Annotated in this window: 15 protein-coding genes; 7 read left to right on the plus strand and 8 right to left on the minus strand. The window is 46.0% G+C overall.

Annotation, left to right across the window (positions count from 1 at the left end):
• Positions 1–51: 51 nt before the first annotated feature.
• Positions 52–1998, minus strand: coding sequence for a transglycosylase SLT domain-containing protein (locus tag ACXAH6_RS07305; protein ID WP_474875987.1), 1947 nt, complete (start codon positions 1996–1998; stop codon positions 52–54).
• A gap of 419 nt (positions 1999–2417) precedes the next feature.
• Between ACXAH6_RS07305 and fadB the strand changes: the two genes are divergently transcribed.
• Positions 2418–4565, plus strand: a complete 2148-nt coding sequence (gene fadB / locus ACXAH6_RS07310; protein WP_474875988.1) for a fatty acid oxidation complex subunit alpha FadB — start codon at positions 2418–2420, stop codon at positions 4563–4565.
• Between the two features lie 20 nt (positions 4566–4585).
• A complete protein-coding gene (fadA, locus tag ACXAH6_RS07315) occupies positions 4586–5749 on the plus strand; it encodes an acetyl-CoA C-acyltransferase FadA (RefSeq protein ID WP_474875989.1) in 1164 nt (387 codons plus the stop codon).
• A 94-nt stretch (positions 5750–5843) separates the two neighbouring features.
• Here fadA and ACXAH6_RS07320 read toward each other — a convergent pair whose 3' ends face one another.
• Together ACXAH6_RS07320 and gmd are read right to left on the minus strand one after the other, a co-directional pair.
• Entirely contained in the window at positions 5844–6689 is an 846-nt protein-coding gene (locus ACXAH6_RS07320) for a GDP-mannose 4,6-dehydratase (protein WP_474875990.1), read from the minus strand.
• Between the two features lies 1 nt (position 6690).
• Positions 6691–7749: a GDP-mannose 4,6-dehydratase gene (gene gmd, locus ACXAH6_RS07325; protein WP_474875991.1), complete on the minus strand. Its 1059-nt coding sequence runs from the start codon at positions 7747–7749 to the stop codon at positions 6691–6693.
• Positions 7750–8377: 628 nt separating this feature from the next.
• On the opposite strand from gmd, the gene ACXAH6_RS07330 reads away from it, so the two are divergent.
• Positions 8378–10018, plus strand: coding sequence for a CocE/NonD family hydrolase (locus tag ACXAH6_RS07330; RefSeq protein WP_474875992.1), 1641 nt, complete (start codon positions 8378–8380; stop codon positions 10016–10018).
• 56 nt (positions 10019–10074) lie between these two features.
• Here the strand turns inward: ACXAH6_RS07330 and ACXAH6_RS07335 are convergent, their stop codons facing one another.
• Entirely contained in the window at positions 10075–11058 is a 984-nt protein-coding gene (locus ACXAH6_RS07335; protein WP_474876051.1) for an integron integrase, read from the minus strand.
• An 80-nt stretch (positions 11059–11138) separates the two neighbouring features.
• Complete coding sequence (locus tag ACXAH6_RS07340; protein WP_474875993.1) at positions 11139–11894, minus strand: 5'-methylthioadenosine/S-adenosylhomocysteine nucleosidase; 756 nt, start codon at positions 11892–11894, stop codon at positions 11139–11141.
• A 256-nt stretch (positions 11895–12150) separates the two neighbouring features.
• On the opposite strand from ACXAH6_RS07340, the gene ACXAH6_RS07345 reads away from it, so the two are divergent.
• The 3 genes from ACXAH6_RS07345 to ACXAH6_RS07355 are packed head-to-tail and all read left to right on the plus strand — an operon-like array spanning position 12151 to position 13420.
• The gene (locus tag ACXAH6_RS07345) at positions 12151–12525 is read left to right on the plus strand and encodes a VOC family protein (protein WP_474875994.1); all 375 of its coding nucleotides are present in this window, start codon (positions 12151–12153) and stop codon (positions 12523–12525) included.
• Positions 12526–12556: 31 nt separating this feature from the next.
• Complete coding sequence (locus ACXAH6_RS07350; protein ID WP_474875995.1) at positions 12557–13060, plus strand: LURP-one-related/scramblase family protein; 504 nt, start codon at positions 12557–12559, stop codon at positions 13058–13060.
• 9 nt (positions 13061–13069) lie between these two features.
• Positions 13070–13420, plus strand: a complete 351-nt coding sequence (locus ACXAH6_RS07355) for a hypothetical protein (RefSeq protein WP_474875996.1) — start codon at positions 13070–13072, stop codon at positions 13418–13420.
• A gap of 40 nt (positions 13421–13460) precedes the next feature.
• On the opposite strand, the gene ACXAH6_RS07360 is transcribed toward ACXAH6_RS07355, so the two are convergent.
• Positions 13461–14198 carry a DUF1194 domain-containing protein gene (locus ACXAH6_RS07360; RefSeq protein WP_474875997.1) on the minus strand — a complete coding sequence of 246 codons (738 nt, stop codon included), beginning with the start codon at positions 14196–14198 and terminating at the stop codon, positions 13461–13463.
• A gap of 397 nt (positions 14199–14595) precedes the next feature.
• Between ACXAH6_RS07360 and ACXAH6_RS07365 the strand changes: the two genes are divergently transcribed.
• On the plus strand, positions 14596–15768 hold the full coding sequence (locus ACXAH6_RS07365; protein ID WP_474875998.1) for a hypothetical protein: 1173 nt from the start codon (positions 14596–14598) through the stop codon (positions 15766–15768).
• Positions 15769–15820: 52 nt separating this feature from the next.
• Here ACXAH6_RS07365 and ACXAH6_RS07370 read toward each other — a convergent pair whose 3' ends face one another.
• Together ACXAH6_RS07370 and ACXAH6_RS07375 are read right to left on the minus strand one after the other, a co-directional pair.
• Positions 15821–17224 carry a M20/M25/M40 family metallo-hydrolase gene (locus tag ACXAH6_RS07370; RefSeq protein ID WP_474875999.1) on the minus strand — a complete coding sequence of 468 codons (1404 nt, stop codon included), beginning with the start codon at positions 17222–17224 and terminating at the stop codon, positions 15821–15823.
• Between the two features lie 129 nt (positions 17225–17353).
• A complete protein-coding gene (locus ACXAH6_RS07375; protein ID WP_474876000.1) occupies positions 17354–18787 on the minus strand; it encodes an aminotransferase-like domain-containing protein in 1434 nt (477 codons plus the stop codon).
• Positions 18788–18806 lie beyond the last annotated feature (19 nt).

Raw genomic sequence — 18806 nt, forward strand, 5'->3', positions numbered from 1 at the left:
CCCTCTGTCGTTGTACTTTATTTATGTATTTTAGACTCTCAGATTATCATGTCAGGGCACTAAAGTCAGACTGTCAGGCGTAATTTGCATACGGCTTAACGAGTCAAATAACGACGGAGGCTGCCCCATTTGCCACTGGTAAATATACCGGTACGCCAAAATAGCTTTTACGTAATGACGTGTTTCTCGATAAGGAATGTTCTCTATCCACACGTCAACGGGAACACTGCCGGTATCCGGTAACCAATCTTTTACCTTGCGCCAGCCCGCGTTGTACGATGCCGATATCAGCACGGGATTATCGCCTAGTTTATCCGACAGGTATTTTAAGTATTGAATCCCGTAGTCTAGGTTCTGTTCCGGTTCAAATAAGGTGCGACTCGACACTTTCGTCGACGCCAAATAACTCGCGGTATTCGGCATCACTTGCATTAATCCTCGCGCACCCGCTGGTGAAACGGCATCGACCATGAACGAGCTTTCTCGCCGAGCAATCGCCATTGCCATGGCGGGGTCAATGGCCATCGATTTAGCTTTGGTTTCTATTTCAGTTTTAAAAGCCATGGGAAAACGGCGCGCGATATCATCGAGATAACCACTTTGGGCGAAGCCAAATATCGCTTGATCATACCACCCCCACTCACTAGCCAGTACGGCGGCTATCAGCTTTTTCTCTTGAGATAACGACAACTGTAAATCACGCCATTCTCGTCTTGCATCGAGAAAACGCCCCAATAAAAATAGCTCACGGGCACGCCGAGCCGACGGATGGGCTGAAATTTCGAGTAAGGATTGCAGCGACACCTGAGCGGGCTGGTTCACCACATGGGGCGCTTTAGCTAACTTGGCGCTTGCCATAAACCCGTAGTAGTGGCGCTCATTCGCTAGCGCTTGCAACTCTGCGTTACCTTGCGCTTCAGCATCTAACGCACCTAAGCCCCGCCCTAACCAATAGCGAAAGGCATTTTGAGACTTTTCATCATCTGGCGCACTGTCGATGACAGCCATCACGCCTTGCCAATCACGTTGACGCAGCATATAGGCCAAATGCCAATGGCGCACATCATCATCAGCACTCGGCGTATTTGCTCTGGCCAGCCACTCTCCCGCCGCATCTTCATTGGCGAGGGTTAAACTCAAGGCAATGGCTCGATGAATACCATTGAGTTGGCGCTGGGAAAATAAACCTTTGGGTTGCCACAGGTAATACGCTTTGATGGCATTTTTGGGCTGTTGCCAGGCGAGTTTGATTAAGCCTGTGGTCAGTAATTCAGACTCGTAATCTTTGTACTTCAACGGAAACTTTGATTTTTTCATCACGATTGATGGCTGGCGCTTGATATCGCTCCACAATCGCGCCAAATACTGATGCGAGGCAGGAAGTTTACGGGTGAGGTAGGGCAGTAATCCGCGATCGCCACCGTTAACGACCAGCTTAATGCGATCAAGCGTGGCATCGATATCTAACATACCTGCCTGCTGCCATTGACGAAATACCGGATCGCAAGACTTAGGTTGCGATCGCCCGCTTAGCCACAAAGGTAAAACCTGCTGAAGATATTTGTCTGGCTCTCCACTCAACTCAATTTGAAAGCTGAGATAATAGCATTCTAACTCGGCACCTAAATGGGGTGCGTAGTCATTAATAAAACGTGTTTTTTCTCGGTTTTTGGCTAAATATGTTAGCCAGTCTTTACGCAATGGGCGGCTTAACGAAGTGTCACCATATTGATGTAAAAACATGCCAATTGAGGCTTCGTTTCGCAATGAGATTTGACGTTGTAATTTCAACCGTTGGAGATAAGGATACAAGGGGTAATCAGCTAGGGCTGCGAGCTCTGGCTCAAGCGTATCGAGTTTACTGCGCGCAGTCGCGCGTAGCTTTTCCTCAAGCTCAGTAAAGGCCTGACGTTGTTCACTCGCGTTCTCTTGTTCGCTATCGGTGGATAAATTGGCCAGTGCGGATATTGAGAAGACGCTCAACCCACATGCCAACATTACCCTCCTTAGACACCGCATAACTCCCCCTGTCGTGATACTCACTGATTGTTGCGGATACATCGGCTTAGAAAAATCCATCTCTTTGCGTCTATCGACTATCATTATACAACACAAAAACGAGTGAAAGATCAGACAAGTGATGTTACTCATCGAATGATTGCTCCCATTCATTGTCTGACGGATATTGCGCGTTAGATAAGCGCCTATGATGGACATTAATAACAAAAATAATGTGATAACAACTTGAATATTGGGCTTTGAGCGCCATTTTGATAATAAAATTGAAACACTTGTTTGAATTTTTGTTGAAATTTCTGCTGGGTTTGTGAAGAATCAAGCCACCTACACTTGTCGGGCCAGTTGAGTCGTCCGGTTCGACGTAATTTCACCCAGGCCATATGCCGAAGGAGAAGAGAATGATATACGAAGGCAAGAGTCTAACAGTGTCACTGTTGGACGACGGTTTTGCCGAACTGGTGTTCGACGCTGCCGGTTCTGTAAACAAGTTTGACCGCCAAACGGTGGGCGAACTGGATGAAGCCACCGTTGCATTGAAAGACAGCGATGTAAAAGGGTTAGTTGTACGCAGCGCCAAATCTGCATTCATTGTTGGCGCTGACATCACTGAATTTACTGCACTTTTCGACCAGCCAGAAGAAGAAGTTTTAGCCTGGGTTGCTAAAACGTCACAAGTTTTCGATCGTTTTGAAGATCTTCCTTTCCCTACTATTGCTGCAGTAAACGGTTTTGCACTAGGTGGCGGTTGTGAAATGGCTTTAGCCTGTGACATGCGTATTGCTGATACCACCGCATCGATTGGCCTTCCTGAAGTGAAGTTGGGCCTTATGCCTGGTTTCGGTGGTACGGTTCGTCTACCGCGTTTGATTGGTTCTGACAACGCCCTTGAGTGGATGACCACAGGTCGTGATCGCAAAGGCGCAAAAGCGCTAGCCGAAGGCGCCGTTGATGCTGTTGTTGCACCTGAAAAGTTAAAAGACGCTGCTGTATCTATGTTGAAAGATGCCAGCGAAGGCAAGTTCGATTGGGCTGGCCGCCGTGCGCAGAAGAAAGCACCGCTACAGCTGAACATCAATGAAGCCATGATGAGCTTCTCTACCGCTGCCGCTTTCGTTGCCGCGCAAGCGGGTAAACACTACCCTGCGCCACATATGATGGTAGAAACCGTTAAGAAAGCCTCAACGCTAGACCGCGACGGTGCTTTGAAGCTTGAAAACGAAGGTTTTGTAAAACTAGCAAAAACCAACGAAGCCCAAGCGCAAATTGGTATTTTCCTTGCGGATCAGTTAGTAAAAGGCAAAGGCAAAAAACAAGCAAAAGCTTCAACCAAAGCGATTAAGCAAACAGCGGTACTGGGTGCTGGCATCATGGGTGGCGGTATTGCCTACCAAAGTGCGGTTAAAGGCACACCGGTTGTCATGAAAGATATCAACCAAGGCGCGCTTGATCTTGGTTTGAAAGAAGCCGCGAAAATTCTCGGCAAAGGCATGCAGCGCGGTAAAGTAGATGCTGCAAAAATGGCAACCACATTGAACGCTATTACGCCAACTCTTGAATACAGCACGCTGAAAGATGCAGATATTGTCATTGAAGCGGTGGTTGAAAATCCAAAAGTGAAAGGCATTGTATTGAAAGAAGTGGAAGGGTATGTGGCTGATGATGCGATCATCTGTTCAAACACCTCGACAATTTCTATCAATCAGCTTGCTGAGAACATGGATAAGCCCGAGCGTTTCTGCGGTATGCACTTCTTCAACCCTGTACACCGCATGCCATTAGTTGAAATTATTCGTGGCGAAAAGACGTCAGAAGACACGATTAACGCTGTTGTGGCTGCTACCCTACAAATGGGTAAAACGCCTATCGTTGTAAACGACTGCCCAGGCTTCTTGGTTAACCGTGTATTGTTCCCTTACTTTGCTGGTTTCAGCCAGCTCTTACTTGATGGCGCTGACTTTGTTGCCGTTGATAAAGTGATGGAGAAAATCTTTGGCTGGCCCATGGGCCCTGCTTACTTGATGGACGTAGTGGGTATCGACACAGGCGATCACGCCGCTGACGTAATGGCTGCGGGTATTCCAGAGCGTATGGCGCGATTGGATAACGACCCTGTAACCTTGATGTACAAAAACGAACGTCTAGGCCAGAAAAACAGCAAGGGCTTCTACAACCACGGTGTCGACAAGCGTGGCAAGCCTCAAAAAACCCCAGCAGAAGAAGCTTACACGTTACTTGCTGACGTGTCTGCCGAACGCAAAGATTTCGACAAAGAAGACATCATTGCACGCTTAATGATCCCCATGGCGAACGAAGCGATTCGTTGCTTGGAAGAAGGGATTGTTGATAGTGCAGCCGAAGCAGATATGGCGCTACTTTACGGCCTAGGCTTCCCTCCGTTCCGCGGTGGTATCTTCCGTTACATCGAAACCATGGGATTAGCGAACTTTGTTGCATTGGCTGACAAGTACGCTGAATTAGGTCCGATTTACCAGATTTCTGACGGTGTTCGCCAATTGGCAGCCGAAGGCAAATCTTACTTCGCTTAAGCATCCCAAGGAGATTAAAAATGAAAGAAGTCGTAGTCATCGATTGTATTCGAACTCCCATGGGTCGTTCCAAGGGAGGCGTATTCAGAAACGCTCGTGCAGAAACCCTATCTGCACACTTGATGAGTGCACTGTTAACACGTAACCCAGGTGTTGATCCTACTGAGATTGAAGACATCATTTGGGGTTGTGTGCAGCAAACCAAAGAACAGGGCTTTAACATTGCTCGTAATGCCCAGTTACTTACTAATATTCCTCGCTCAACCGGTGCAGTAACGGTTAACCGTTTGTGTGGTTCATCGATGCAGGCATTACACGATGCCGCAAGAGGCATCATGACCGGTCAAGGCGATGTGTTTATGATTGGTGGTGTTGAGCACATGGGTCACGTACCTATGACGTTCAACGTAGATTTCCATCCTGGCCTAGCGAAATACACGGCTAAAGCATCAGGTAACATGGGTATGACCGCTGAGCTACTTGGTCGCCAAAATGGTATCACCCGTGAAATGCAAGATGCCTTTGGTGCACGTTCACATCAACGCGCACATCAAGCACACCTAGAAGGCCGTTGGGCTAACGAGATTGTGCCAGTAGAAGGTCACGATGCTGATGGCGTACTTAAACTTATCGATTTTGATGAAGTTATTCGCCCGGAAAGCACGGTAGAAACACTAGGTGCATTGCGCCCCGTATTCGACCCTGTTAACGGTAGCGTTACCGCAGGTACATCATCAGCCATTTCTGATGGTGCATCAGCCATGTTACTGATGTCGGCTGACCGTGCGAAAGAACTAGGCTTAACGCCGCGTGCGAAAATCCGTTCAATGGGCGTTGCTGGTTGTGATGCAGCGATCATGGGCTTTGGCCCTGTGCCCGCCACGCAAAAAGCGCTGAAACGCGCTGGCATGACCATGGACGATATCGAGCTTGCTGAATTTAACGAAGCTTTCGCAGCGCAAGCCTTGTCTTGTATCAAGCAGTTGGGTTGGTTAGAGAAGTACGACGAATGCGTTAACCTGAATGGTGGTGCAATTGCTTTGGGTCACCCATTAGGGTGCTCAGGCTCACGTATCAGCACAACGCTTATCAACCTGATGGAAGCGAACGACAAATCAGTTGGCTTGGCCACCATGTGTATCGGCCTAGGCCAAGGTATTGCTACCGTGTTTGAACGCGTGTAATACCCGCTAAATTAGAGATACCTTTCACATATTTAAAAGAGCGCTTCGGCGCTCTTTTTTGTTGTGACAAAAATGACAAATGTTCTGGTGTTAATTAATGGAAAGATTCCAACATCCAACGCAACGTGTCTTCAAATGGAATAGGTGTCCAGTCCGGTAAAAGCTGACGCAACCGAGTGTTATCACCGCAAAGTTGACGAACTTCATTCGCGCGAATGAATTGTGGATCGACCTCAACTTGCAAACGATGACCGGCAGTCGATTGAACGATTTCCAATACGTCGGAAAGAGACCATAAAACACCTGTAGACACATTAACTACGGCTCCAGGCGAAGGCTGTTCAATTAGCCCAGCATACGCGGCAACCACTGCGCGAACATCGCCAAAGTCTCGTTTCACATCAATGTTACCAAGTCGGATTTCCTTGGCTTGCATCTGAATATGTGAAAGGATCTTTGGGATCAGAAAGTGTGTCGATTGCCCAACCCCAGTATAATTAAACGGTCGAGTTATCATAAGTGGTAATCGATGAGCGAAAAGGCCAGCAACGTGCTCTGACGCTAACTTGCTAACCGCATAGTCATTAGCTGGCTGCGGCTGAATGGTCTCATTAACCATACCTTCTTGATTACCATAGATGTTAGCGCTACTTGCTACTATGACGGCGTTAACCCCTTCTATATCGCATAATGCCGAGAGTAGGTTACGCGTTCCCATGAGATTAACGTCATAAAACCCCTGGATGTCATCGTCTGCAACAAAAGTACGAGCAGCCAAATGAATAACAGCTTCAGGACACACAATTCTTATGTTTTTTCGAACTGCGTCGGCATTGCGTAAGTCACAATCTAGTCCTATGACTTGATGCCCACGGCCGGTTAATTCTGACGCTAGATAACGACCTGTAAACCCGCTTAAACCAGTCACCAGAACTCGCATGTTAGTTTAATCTCCCAACCTTCAAGCGAGCAATATCAGCCTCAACCATCATGCGTACTAACTCTTCAACCTGAACCTTCGGCTCCCATCCGAGTTGTGTTCTCGCGGCGCTAGCATCACCTAATAAAGAATCAACCTCTGCAGGGCGATAATAGTCAGGATCAACACTTACCAGTAATCGACCTGTTTTAACGCAATGCCCTTGTTCTTGTTTTCCTTGGCCACTCCAGGCTAACGTGACTCCAGCAGCTTCGAAGGCCAACTGAGTAAAGTCGCGTACAGAAATTGCGCGTCCGGTAGATAACACCCATGTATCAGGGGTGTCGTGCTGTAAAATACGCCACATCCCTTCAACATAATCCTCGGCATAACCCCAATCCCTTTTTGCATCAAGGTTACCGAGTTTCAATATGTCCTGCTGACCAGCTTGGATGCGCGCGATACTTGCACTGATTTTTCGCGTCACAAACTCCTGACCCCTTAGAGGGCTTTCATGATTGAATAAAATCCCTGACGTCGCAAAAATATTAAACGCTTCTCGATAATTAACCGTCATCCAATGCGCGTAGAGTTTTGCTGCGCCATAAGGACTTCGGGGATAAAAAGGAGTGTTTTCATTTTGAGGGACTTCCACAACCTTTCCGAACATTTCAGATGTCGACGCTTGGTAAAAACGAATTTCCGGGTTTATCTGACGAATACACTCCAAGATATTCACAGGCCCAAACCCAGTAGCTTGGGCTGTGGTATGAGGCTGATCAAATGACACACCAACATAGCTCTGTGCAGCAAGGTTATATATTTCGTCAATGTTATTTTGACTGAGCAACCTGAAATTTGCGCCGGGGTCGGTTAGATCGTATTCGGCCAGATGTAATCGCTCATGATCAGTAATGCCCAGCTCTTCCATTCGCCAAAAATTGACTGAACTCGTGCGGCGATACGTTGCTATCACATTGTACCCTTTACCCAATAAAAGCTTGGCAAGGTAAGCGCCATCTTGACCTGTGGCTCCAGTTATAATTGCAGTTTTCGCAGCCTTTTCCGATCGCATCACCATGTAACGTTCTCAACTGTCTAAATTGTTGTTAGTGGAATATTTGGGTGCAGGTATTTGGCAGGCAACTTATAAGGCCTGAAGCCCGCACGCCAACTGCGCTAGAGGCAATTGACAATAGACCCAGTATAAGTATAAAGCCCCGTTTTTACTACCCTTTGTTATCACACGGTTTTTTATAAAATCAGGCTAAAACTTTCAACACGGTCACAAGTATCATTAGTTACTCACGGCCTTTTCTCATCACTCTTTGTCGGCAATTTCAGATAGCACATCTCTATTTTTATCATTCATACTAGTGATAGCTAACACGTTTCACTCTCATGTAATTCAGTTGCAAAAAGTGTCATCAAAAAAACCATAAAAGAGATAAAAAGCAGCATGTTATCGTTCATTTTGCAAACTCACATGGGGTAGAACATCCAGTACAAGCAAGTGGTCAACCTCTAAACATATTTACTGATTTTAGCGACAAATTCACAACACATCCCTCCCTTATCAATGAAAATAATGAATTTTAATTTCATTTGATTATTATTGTTAAACACTTGTTTGAATTTTGTTAAAAACAAGCTCAGCACTATGCCGATTGGAAGTGTTTCGGTATCTCATACAAAGCGAGGGACAACAAATGAAAAAAATACTACTGGCTATTGCCATTACTCTATCTTTAGTGAGTGTGAAACCACACGCAAACACCCTATTTGAAAACATCGTGAGTTTATTGGCTGGCGTGCTCAATATTGGGGTATTTCCTGAATCTGACCTGTATACCACAGATGATGACATTATTATCGTTGCAGATGACGGGGTAACACTCGCGGCGAATGTTTTTGTCCCCACCTTTGGTACAGGTAATTACCCCGTTGTGATATTTATCAATAGTTGGGCACTAAACGAATATGAATATCTCTCTGAAGCTGCACGCTTTGCCGAAGAGGGATATGTTGTACTCAGTTACTCAACACGAGGGTTTGGCACATCGGGGGGCGTGATCAACACTGCTGGGCCTTTAGATATGGCAGACCTAAGCAATGTGATCGACTTCTTAATTGCACACTACGACATCAATGAAGATGCAATAGGCGTTGCCGGTATATCCTACGGTTCTGGGATCAGTCTTTTAGGAGCTGCCCATGACCCTCGCATTAAAGCAGTCGGAGCCATGAGTACGTGGGGAAGCCTACTCGAATCACTATACGGACAAGACACACCGCGTCTTATCTGGGGAGAACTACTAACGTTAACTTCTGTTCTTACCGGTAACCCAGATCCTGAAATTGAACAAACATGGCAATATGTGCTCAACCGTGAAAATTTAGCGGATATCTATGCTTTTACCGAGCCTCGTTCTCCGCTTTCAGTGGTCGACACCATTAACGCAAACGGCACTGCTGTGTATATTGCTCAAAACTGGGGCGACAATCTGTTTCAACCAAACAGTGTCGTTGAACTATTCAGCGCACTCACTGTTCCGAAGCACATTGACCTGCAACCAGGTACCCATGCAGGGACCGAGATTGGCGGTTTGCTCGGTGACGGTAATATTCATGTGTTCAATAACTTGCATCGATGGTTTGCGCAACATTTAAAAGGTGAGCTAGATGCAATGGAAGGGCAAAAGCCTGTCAATATGAAGGTAAAACTGACATCTGGATATGAACAATTCGACGACTTTCCGGTTCCTGAAGCAACCGACTCAACCTATTATTTGCAACCTCGTGGAGTTTTCAGTAACGGTGATTTGACTACAACGCCCTATCAACGTTGGTATACGAGCGACAATACGGTTAATTCATTGGTCGACACCGTTGCCAGTACCCAAATTCCAATCGCGTCGCAAATTTTTGAACAAGCCAGTGTTCCTGTAAGTACAGATCTATTTCTTTTAAGTCGCCCCAATAGCATTTTATTTGAAACGCCAAGCTTAGATGACACCATGGAAATTCGCGGTACGCCACATTTAAGCATCATGCTTGCCCCCAAAAGTGAAACCGTTCAACTTGTCGCATACCTCTATGACCAAAACCCATGGGGGTTAGACAACCTTATTACACATAAACCTGTCACCTTACATGATGCAGTACCTGGTGTACCCGTGAGAATAGAGTTGCCACTCTCGACCACCGCATACAATGTACCCGCGGGGCACAAATTAACACTCGTTATCGACACCAAAGACTTGCTTTACGCCAAACCTGATGGTGTTTTCGCAGTTGATATCGAATACAGCAGCAGCGAGCAATCTGTGCTTACAATTCCACAATTGTAATTAACACACTGATGCGGCTAACTATTCTGGTAAGCCGCACTATTATCTAATGTTGATTATTTAGGTAAAGTAACATCCACCAGCGGGCTAATTACACTGTTACCACCTCGTTGGAGTACATGAGTGTATATTTGCGTGGTTTTCACATCCGTATGGCCGAGTTGATCTTGCACTGTGCGAATATCTGCCCCGCGCAGTAACAAGTGGGTAGCGAAGGAGTGGCGTAATGTATGGGGGGTAACATGTTTGTTGTCGATACCTGCAGCGGTGGTCGCTTGCCGAATGGCTCGTTGAAGTTGTTTTTCATCAATATGGTGGCGTCGACAACAACCTGACTCTGGGTCAATACTCAGCTTTTTGGCTGGGAATAAATACTGCCAGCCCAATGATTTTGATTCTGTTGGAAACTTCTTCGCTAATTGATGGGGCATCCATACCCCCTCATATTCCGTTACCTGCTGATCTTGTCTCAGTACTTGGCTTACTTTCTCAACCTGGGTTTTCAACGCTGGCAGCAAAGAATCAGACACTGTTGTGACACGGTGTTTGCCTCCTTTACCGTTCCATACACGTACACAGCGAAAATCAAAATCGATGTCTTTCACACGCAAGCGTACGCATTCCATTAAACGCAATCCGCTACCATACAGCAGCGCAACGGGTAAAAACTGCGCCGGTGCAACATGAGCCAAGAGTCGGTTTGCTTCTTCAAACGTCAACACGACTGGCAGCTTTTTATCGCGGTGGCTACGAACAAAACCCAGCTCTTTGTTAATGGGTGTATTGAAGTATTTCTCGTACAAAAAAACCAATGCATTTAGTGCGCTAGCCTGTGTACTTGCTGATAGATTTCGCTTTACCGCTAAATGAGTAAGGTAGGTCTCAACCTCATGATCTCCCATTGATTTAGGGTGTTGGTATTGATGAAAACGCACATAGTCAGCAATCCAGATTAAGTAGGCCTTAATCGTGCGTTTGGAGTAACGTCTGAACAGCATGAAATCATGCACATGGTTGATAAAGGGCGACTTCACAGTAATTACGTAGTCAATAGTTCATACGTATTAGGCTACGAAGCCGAGGCCCGCTAGACAACTGGCCCAGTCGCCAGTTCTTATGTTTAGTGTCGTTGTTTGATATACGCTTTAACGAAGCTTTTCACATATTCCTGGCAGTATTCAGCGGTTTGAGGATTGTAATGACCACCATTGGTTATGTTGTTCGACAACACGCGAATACCCAAAAACGGTACACCATAGTTAAAGGCAATTTGAGCGGCAGATGCGGTTTCCATTTCCTCCACACTGGTACCAAAGTTTTTGTGTAGCCACGCAATACGGTCCAATTCATTATTCCAGAAATTGCCGCTACCGATTGTGCCTTTCACCACTTTTCCATGGCTATACGATTCCGCCAACGATAGCGCGATATCCATGGCGTTTGTATCACCCAAATAAAAGCGGATTTGCTCAGAATCGGCCGCCGACTTCCCTTCGCCTGCGCTACCTTGTGATGCCAACAAATCCATAGGTTTCCAGTTTAATGGTTGTGAACCCGCACCAGCAGGTAATTTAGGGGTTTTAAAATTACCGATGTTGGCAGAACGCTCACCTAGTACTATATCACCAACGTTTAGTGACGGATCATGCCCACCAGACGTGCCTTGATTGATAATCAAACGCGGATGGTATTTTTCTATACCGATTGCCGTGGCCGCAGCGGTGTTTTCTAACCCTTTACCTGTTTGCGCAACCACAACAGGATAGCCGTCTAACGTACCCACATAAAATTTGGTTTTGCCCGACACTTCCAATCGCACGTCTGTCAAAAGGCCAGCAAAATACTCGGCCTCAATTGGCATAGGGCCTTGGATCATAATTGGCTGCTGTCTTACGCTGGCTCCCGCTACAGACACCGAACGAAAATCAGATGTTGCGTAGGTAGGTAAGCAGAAAAATACGAATAAGATTGTTACAAAAAGGGGTTTTATTTTTATCACGTCATGATCCATAGTAGTGTTAGCAACGGGCGCCAGTGCGGTAATTTGCACGCCACGCCAGCACTCAACATAATGAAGTTGCCGGTCATTTACAAACACGGTTTAACAACGCCGAGCATATAAGGAAAGGGGCATGGAAAAAGTAACAGGTATTGGCGGTGTCTTTTTTCGTGCAGCCGACCCCAAAGCGTTAGCTGAATGGTATGAAACACACTTAGGTGTTACTCAAGTACCCACAACTTATGAAGCCCAACCATGGCAACAAGTGGGCGGCGACACCGTATTTGCTCCCTTCTCAGCAGACACCGACTATTTTGGTGATGCCAGTAAACAATGGATGATTAACTTCACGGTATCAAACTTAGATGCCATGGTCGGTCAGCTGCGTGATGCCGGCATTGATGTTGAGGTGAATGACGAAGTTTATCCCAATGGTCGTTTTGCGCGCTTATATGACCCAGAAGGTACCCCCATTGAATTGTGGGAGCCAGTATCTCCTAATGCCTAAGTAACTACGTACTCACATAAAGGAAGCGGTTATGAGTACCACCCTGAATATTGCAAATAAAATACTGAGCCTAAAAGGCCAAATGAACATCACTGATGAGCAAGACTCCCCCCTGTTTACGGCCCGTGGAGAATGGACGTTTTTCCGCACTAAATGGGGGTTGTTCCAAGGAGAGCAACAGGTTGCACATATCGAAAAGAAACTCTTTTCATGGTCACCCACTTGGCTAATCACCGGACACATTGGCAGCTTTACGTTGAAACGGAAAATCTGGTCGTGGACACGCAAATACCATGTAATTGACGGCCCTTATGACGGCGCTGAAATTAAAGGTAATCTTTGGGACCTAAAATTTGACATTTCTCATCAGGGACAGCAAATAGCTGCGATCGCAGACAAGGTTTTTAGCTTGCGAGATAAAGCACAAATTACCGTGCATGATGATCGCCCAGACGGGGTTATTTTTACCTGTATCGCTATAGTGGCCGCAAGGCTGGATAAAAGCGCAGAAACCAGCGCAAACAGTGATGGATAACAATCGCATATGCAATTCAAAGAATATATTGACGGTTTTAAAGAGATTAACGAGCTGCCGAGAGAACAGCAGTTTGTTTTACTAGAGCAAGCCCATGAGCAAGTGTACCAAGGCGGCTTTTTTAACCCTATGTCCTTAGTACATACATTTACTCCCATAGTGATGATTGCTATCTGTGTGAGCCTCGCCGCATGGTTAATTGGCACTGCGGCTTACGTATTGATACCCGCAGGCGCTGTTGGCCTATTACTCGCGAGAGTGATTATAAAAGAGACGTACACAAAACGATTACATACCGCGCTGATATCGCACTTAGCCACTTCATTAAACACTGAACACGGCATACAAAAACGCCGTTAGTGAAAACTAACGGCGCTCTAATGAATTCGCAATGTATTGCTTAGCGAGCTATACGACGCCCCATAAAACCAAAGGCAGCAAGTATAAACAAACCATACATACTAGTTGGCGCATTTACAGAAGGTAAATACACCTCTTTGTAGAGTTTTTGTGACAAAGCATCTTCAAAAGTTTGAAAGTTTGCTGCTGTCATATAAAACCCATTTCCCGCTGTTGTGAAATTCTGCAAGAAAGTTTCGCTTACAGCAGTTCCTACACCAATCGCATTAACTGTTACGCCCTCGTCTACAGCATTACTCGCGGCAGAAATAGCCGATGCATTGTAGTAAGGCGTGGTGCCAATTGACACATCAATCACCATGCGATCACTTGTAATGCTGTTGGTGATCAAATCTTCCACAGCGTAGTTTACAGCGTTACCAACACGTGTAGATCCACCGGTCAGATAAGTCATAGCAGCGATTGTCGCCGCTAAACCTTCCGCAGCAGTATCAGAATCAATGAGTACACTGGTAGCAACCTCAGACACCTGATTTGAAAACTGGTAAACCGACACATACAAGGTGTCAGCTGAAGATACATAGTTGGTGTAAAAATCATCTGAAAAAATTGACGCATAGGCATCGCGCTGCAATGCGAAGTTAGACGAGCCTAACGCCGTTGAGCCGTCTATGACCAAAGCCAGCTCAATAACCGCCGCTTTTGCTCCGCTCAATGGTAAAAATAACAAAAACGCACCTATCGCAATAAGTACTTTTTGTTTCAACAATTTCAACATGGTTTTTCCTAGAAATGATAGGTAGCGAAGACTGCTACCAAGCCTCACCGTAGAAATGCAAAACGCAAGCCAAAACCGCAAAGCCAAGCAACACACCATTTAATCAACTAAACTCACCGCCATGTGTAAAAAAATGCGACACAAAAAGCATAAAAACAACATATTTAAATCACTGTTTTTATTTATTTTTAATCGACACAATAATAAATTTTAATTGCCACACTGAAAAAACCAACACAAATATATAAAACTATAAATTTATTATAAATGCGCGTAATATTCTCCTACCAACAGAACCCGTTAGAAAAATCGCGCTATTAAACCCAATCGGCCCTTTTATTTTATCCATACATAAGCCACTATTAAGCATACTCTAGTCACGCAGTACAATATGTGTATGGATTTACGACATAACCTTTTACGCCATTGGTTCGCCATTACGGGCGTACTTGTTTTAGCTTCGGGTTGTGCAAGCACGGATAAAATGGTGGATGCGCAATACGATAAAAATAACGAAAACACCTTGCCCCCATTGGCCGTTTTTTATGATTCGCCAAGCGAAGAGTTAAGCAAAGCATGTAAAAGCTTCAACGATGAGTCGGCATTTCAATATTGCCATGTCAATGTTGTCGAGCCTCAGTATTACTATCAAAGCTTGGCAGACTCAAAAATGTTTCAAGACGTGATGTTTGCCGACAAAGAAGCCGAATACAAAGTCGCATTCTCCACTGTTAATTTGCATTCGGAAAAGGCTGCTGAATTATCTAATATTGCGTTGTCGAGTGCGTCGTTGTTTTTGATCCCCATGACATCAGAGCAAGAAGTGCGAGCCGAAGTGTCTGTGTATTGGCGCAATGTCAAAATAAAGCAATATGACTACCAATTGCCTTATGTGTCTAAAACCTCATTGTTTACTCAGCTCGATGAAGCTGACAAGCGTTTCTCTCAAAATCTGGCCTCACATTTCATCGCTGATGCGCAAAAAGACAACCTTTTTTCTAGTGAATACCTCGCTCAAGTTCTTCAGTCTAGCGACTACACGGCAAGCCTGAATGTACCTGTAACCATCGCCGATTTTCAACGCGTTGAGCAATATACCTTTCGCGATCCTTTCTTCGGAACCATGATCACTTACATGAACCCCGATTACCTCAATGATAAAATCGACTTGTTTGTGTATCCGATCAGAAAAATTGATTTTGCTGATCACCAAACGGCACTGGCTGAAGAGTCGGCCAATATTCGCAAAGAGATTGAGTTAGTGATACGAGAGCAAGCCTGGACAGACTTAACGTTTACCGACGTGAAAACCATGCAACAAAGCGTGGAAGGAGCGCAAATTGACGGGCTTTACTTTTCAGGCAGCTATAAAAATGAGTTGCAGGAAGAAGTATTCACCTCAGTATTTTTGTTTGCGTACAAAGACAAGTTTGTGAAATTTAGAGCCACTTTTCCCGAACAATTTTTGTCTGATCATGTGGCGCAAGCCCTGACACAAATAAGCGTGCCAGATGAGTCGTTATTTATGGCTAGGTTACGTCAGCAGAGTCGGGAAAAACAAATCAACTAAACTCGGCCGTACAAGGTTAAAAGCAGGCTAAGCCTGCTTTTAACAACAGTATTTACTGACGAAAATCTACGTCAGATTGCGCTGCGAAATAAGCGAAAATTGCATAAATTGCGGTGTTTTTCTTCAACGCCGCTTGATTCACTTTATCCAATGTATCATTTTCAGTGTGGTGATAATCAAAGTAATCATTACCGTCAGGGTCAAAATTCACTGCGGGCTGACCTACTTCACCAAGGGCGCTCATATCTGATTGGCCTTTCGCAGTATTGGTCGGCGCCAGAGCCACATTCATTGGTGCGAGATACTCTGCCAATTCTCTAATCGCATTGAGCGAAGACGGCCCAACACCGGGTTCTAGTCGGTAAATATCTCCATTACCAAAGTCCCACTCTGCGCCAATGACATGATTGTCCATTTCAGCCTTGTGCTTTTCGACATAGTCTTTCGCACCAAATAAGCCCACTTCTTCTGCTCCAAACAAAATAACACGCACAGTACGTTTAGGCGCTTCCTTCAGTTGGCCAATAAAATGCGCTGCGGCTAACGTAATACCCACACCAATACCGTCATCTATCGCGCCGGTGCCTACGTCCCAGCTGTCTAGGTGAGCGCCGAGTGTCACCACTTTTTCTGGCGACTCACTGCCAGTAATCTCGCCAATCACATTAGCGATGGTGGTGGTTTCACCTGTTGGGCCACTCGCACTCATGTTTAGTGTAAACGTCACCGGCTTGTCACGTTTGAGCGTGTTTACCAGTAAATCAGCATCTGGATTAGAAATGGCTACCGCAGGGATCTTCTTAACGCCGTCGGTGTAACGTGACACTCCGGTATGAGCAAATCGGTTGGTATCTGTGCCAACTGAGCGCATGATGTAAGCTACTGCGCCTTTTTCAGCGGCAATAGACGCGCCAACCACCCGCGCGCCCACGGCTGGACCATAGCCTGCACCGTCAATATGACGCTCCATACGATAGGAGATAAATGCAATTTTGCCGGTTAAACTTCCCGCTGGCGCCGCTTTTAGCGCGGCTAAATCTTTAAACTCGACCACTTCTGCAGACAAAGGCTTACCATCAGTCCCAACACTGTTGCCCAGTGCTAGGGCCACGATATCATGCTGAAAAGGCGCGCTAATCGCTGCAGACATGTCACCTCGTTGCCAGTTGGTCGCTTGCGACTCTTCCACCCACACTTTGTCGAAACCCAACGCTTTCATTTTAGCCACAGCCCATTGCACCGACTGCTGACTTGCCGGTGTGCCGACCATGCGCGCGCCCACCTCAGTGGTGAGTGATTCGATCACATCATAGGAAAGCGAAGAAGATAAGGCTTGCGCTTTTAGCTTGTCTAAGGTGGCTTGTTGTTGCGCAATGAGTGCGCCAGCATTCGCGGCTAAGCTGAAGGAAAGCGCGACGCAAACACTTAAAGCGCGCATGGGACGAAAAGAAAGCATGTAGAATAACTCCTTGTTGTTCGTTGTTATTATGATTTAAGCCGCACTAGTATTGCGGCCCGAATGAACCATCATTCAATGGCCGTTAATTGGGGTAAAGTACAATTCGATAAACGTCGGATAAATCGGCTAACCCGCTTTAAGCGTATGATATAACATGGCGATAATATCTAACCCTTTCTCCACAGTTTCGTCCCAACGCTGCCCAAAACTCAAACGCAAACAATGGCGAAACCTGTCGGTAGGAGAAAACAACACGCCCGGTGTAACCGACACTTGCTGCGCTAGAGCAAGTTGAAATAGTCTGCTGCAGTCAATGTGCTTTGGAAACTCTAACCACAATACGCAACCACCTTGCGGGTCAGATATCCGCACTTCATCTCCCAAGGTGCGCTGCAACTGGCTGATCATACGTTCTTTATTCGTTTGTAGAACTTGCCTTAATTGCCGTAAATAGCGGTCGTAATCACCGCCGCGTAAAAATTCAGACACCACCGATTGTCCAATCATGGATGAAGATTGTGAGTAGGCGCGTTTCAACTGCTGAACCCTTGATGTGAAATTTGGCGCGTACAGCCACCCCACCCGCAAACTCGGCGCTGCGGTTTTTGAGAATGAACTGCATGTTAATACGCCCCCTTGTTGGCTGAAATGCTGCAAGGGCTTTCCTCGTTCTGCGCCAAAATACAAATCACCATACACATCATCTTCGATAATAGGTACTCCGGCACTTTCAGCGATTCCAACAATTTCAGCTTTGCTCGACTCAGGAATACAACTACCAATGGGGTTCGACACTGTACTCGACATCACAATGGCTTTAACCGGATGTTTATTCAGCGCCCGTTGAATGTCTTTAACCAATAACCCATCTTCAGCACACATGGGCAGCTCTAGTGCCAACATACCCAAACTTTCGATGGTTTCTAAAATGCCGAAGTACCCTGGAGATTCAACGATCACCACATCGCCGGGAGCAGCAACCGTACTCAAGGCCAAACTCAATGCTTCTTGTGCACCGTTGGTAATCACTATGTCGTCAGGATTCACATGCATGCCCAACGAGAGGTAACGCTGTGCTATTTGCACCCGTAAAGCCAAATACCCTTTAACAGGGCCATAAGTGAATGGCTCTGTTGAACCATGACTCATAATACGCTTGGTTATGCGACCCAACGTTTTATGCGTAGGAATAGCGGCGGTAGGGTTAGCTACGCCCAAGGCCAAATTACTGGGTTGATGAATGCCTTGATACACCTGCTCAATCAGATCTTGTCGTGACACCACAGTGGGTTTAGACGCAATTCGTGGGCGTTGTAATTTATTCTGGCCATGTGATCTGGCCTTGAGGTAATAGCCGGATTTTTCGCGTGCTTCAATAACGCCTTGGCGCTCCAATTCCATGTAACCTTGTTTAACCGTAGGCACACTTACGTTTAATTGCGTGGCGAGTTGTCGCAACGATGGCAGTTTGTCACCCGCTCTCACAATGCCTTGGTCACGCATCTGATGGACCATTTCGATCACTTGGCGATACAAAAACTGTTTTGCTTTTAGCGACATTTCCCCACCAATCTGTATA

Source organism: Alteromonas sp. ABE4_545, assembly GCF_056161325.1.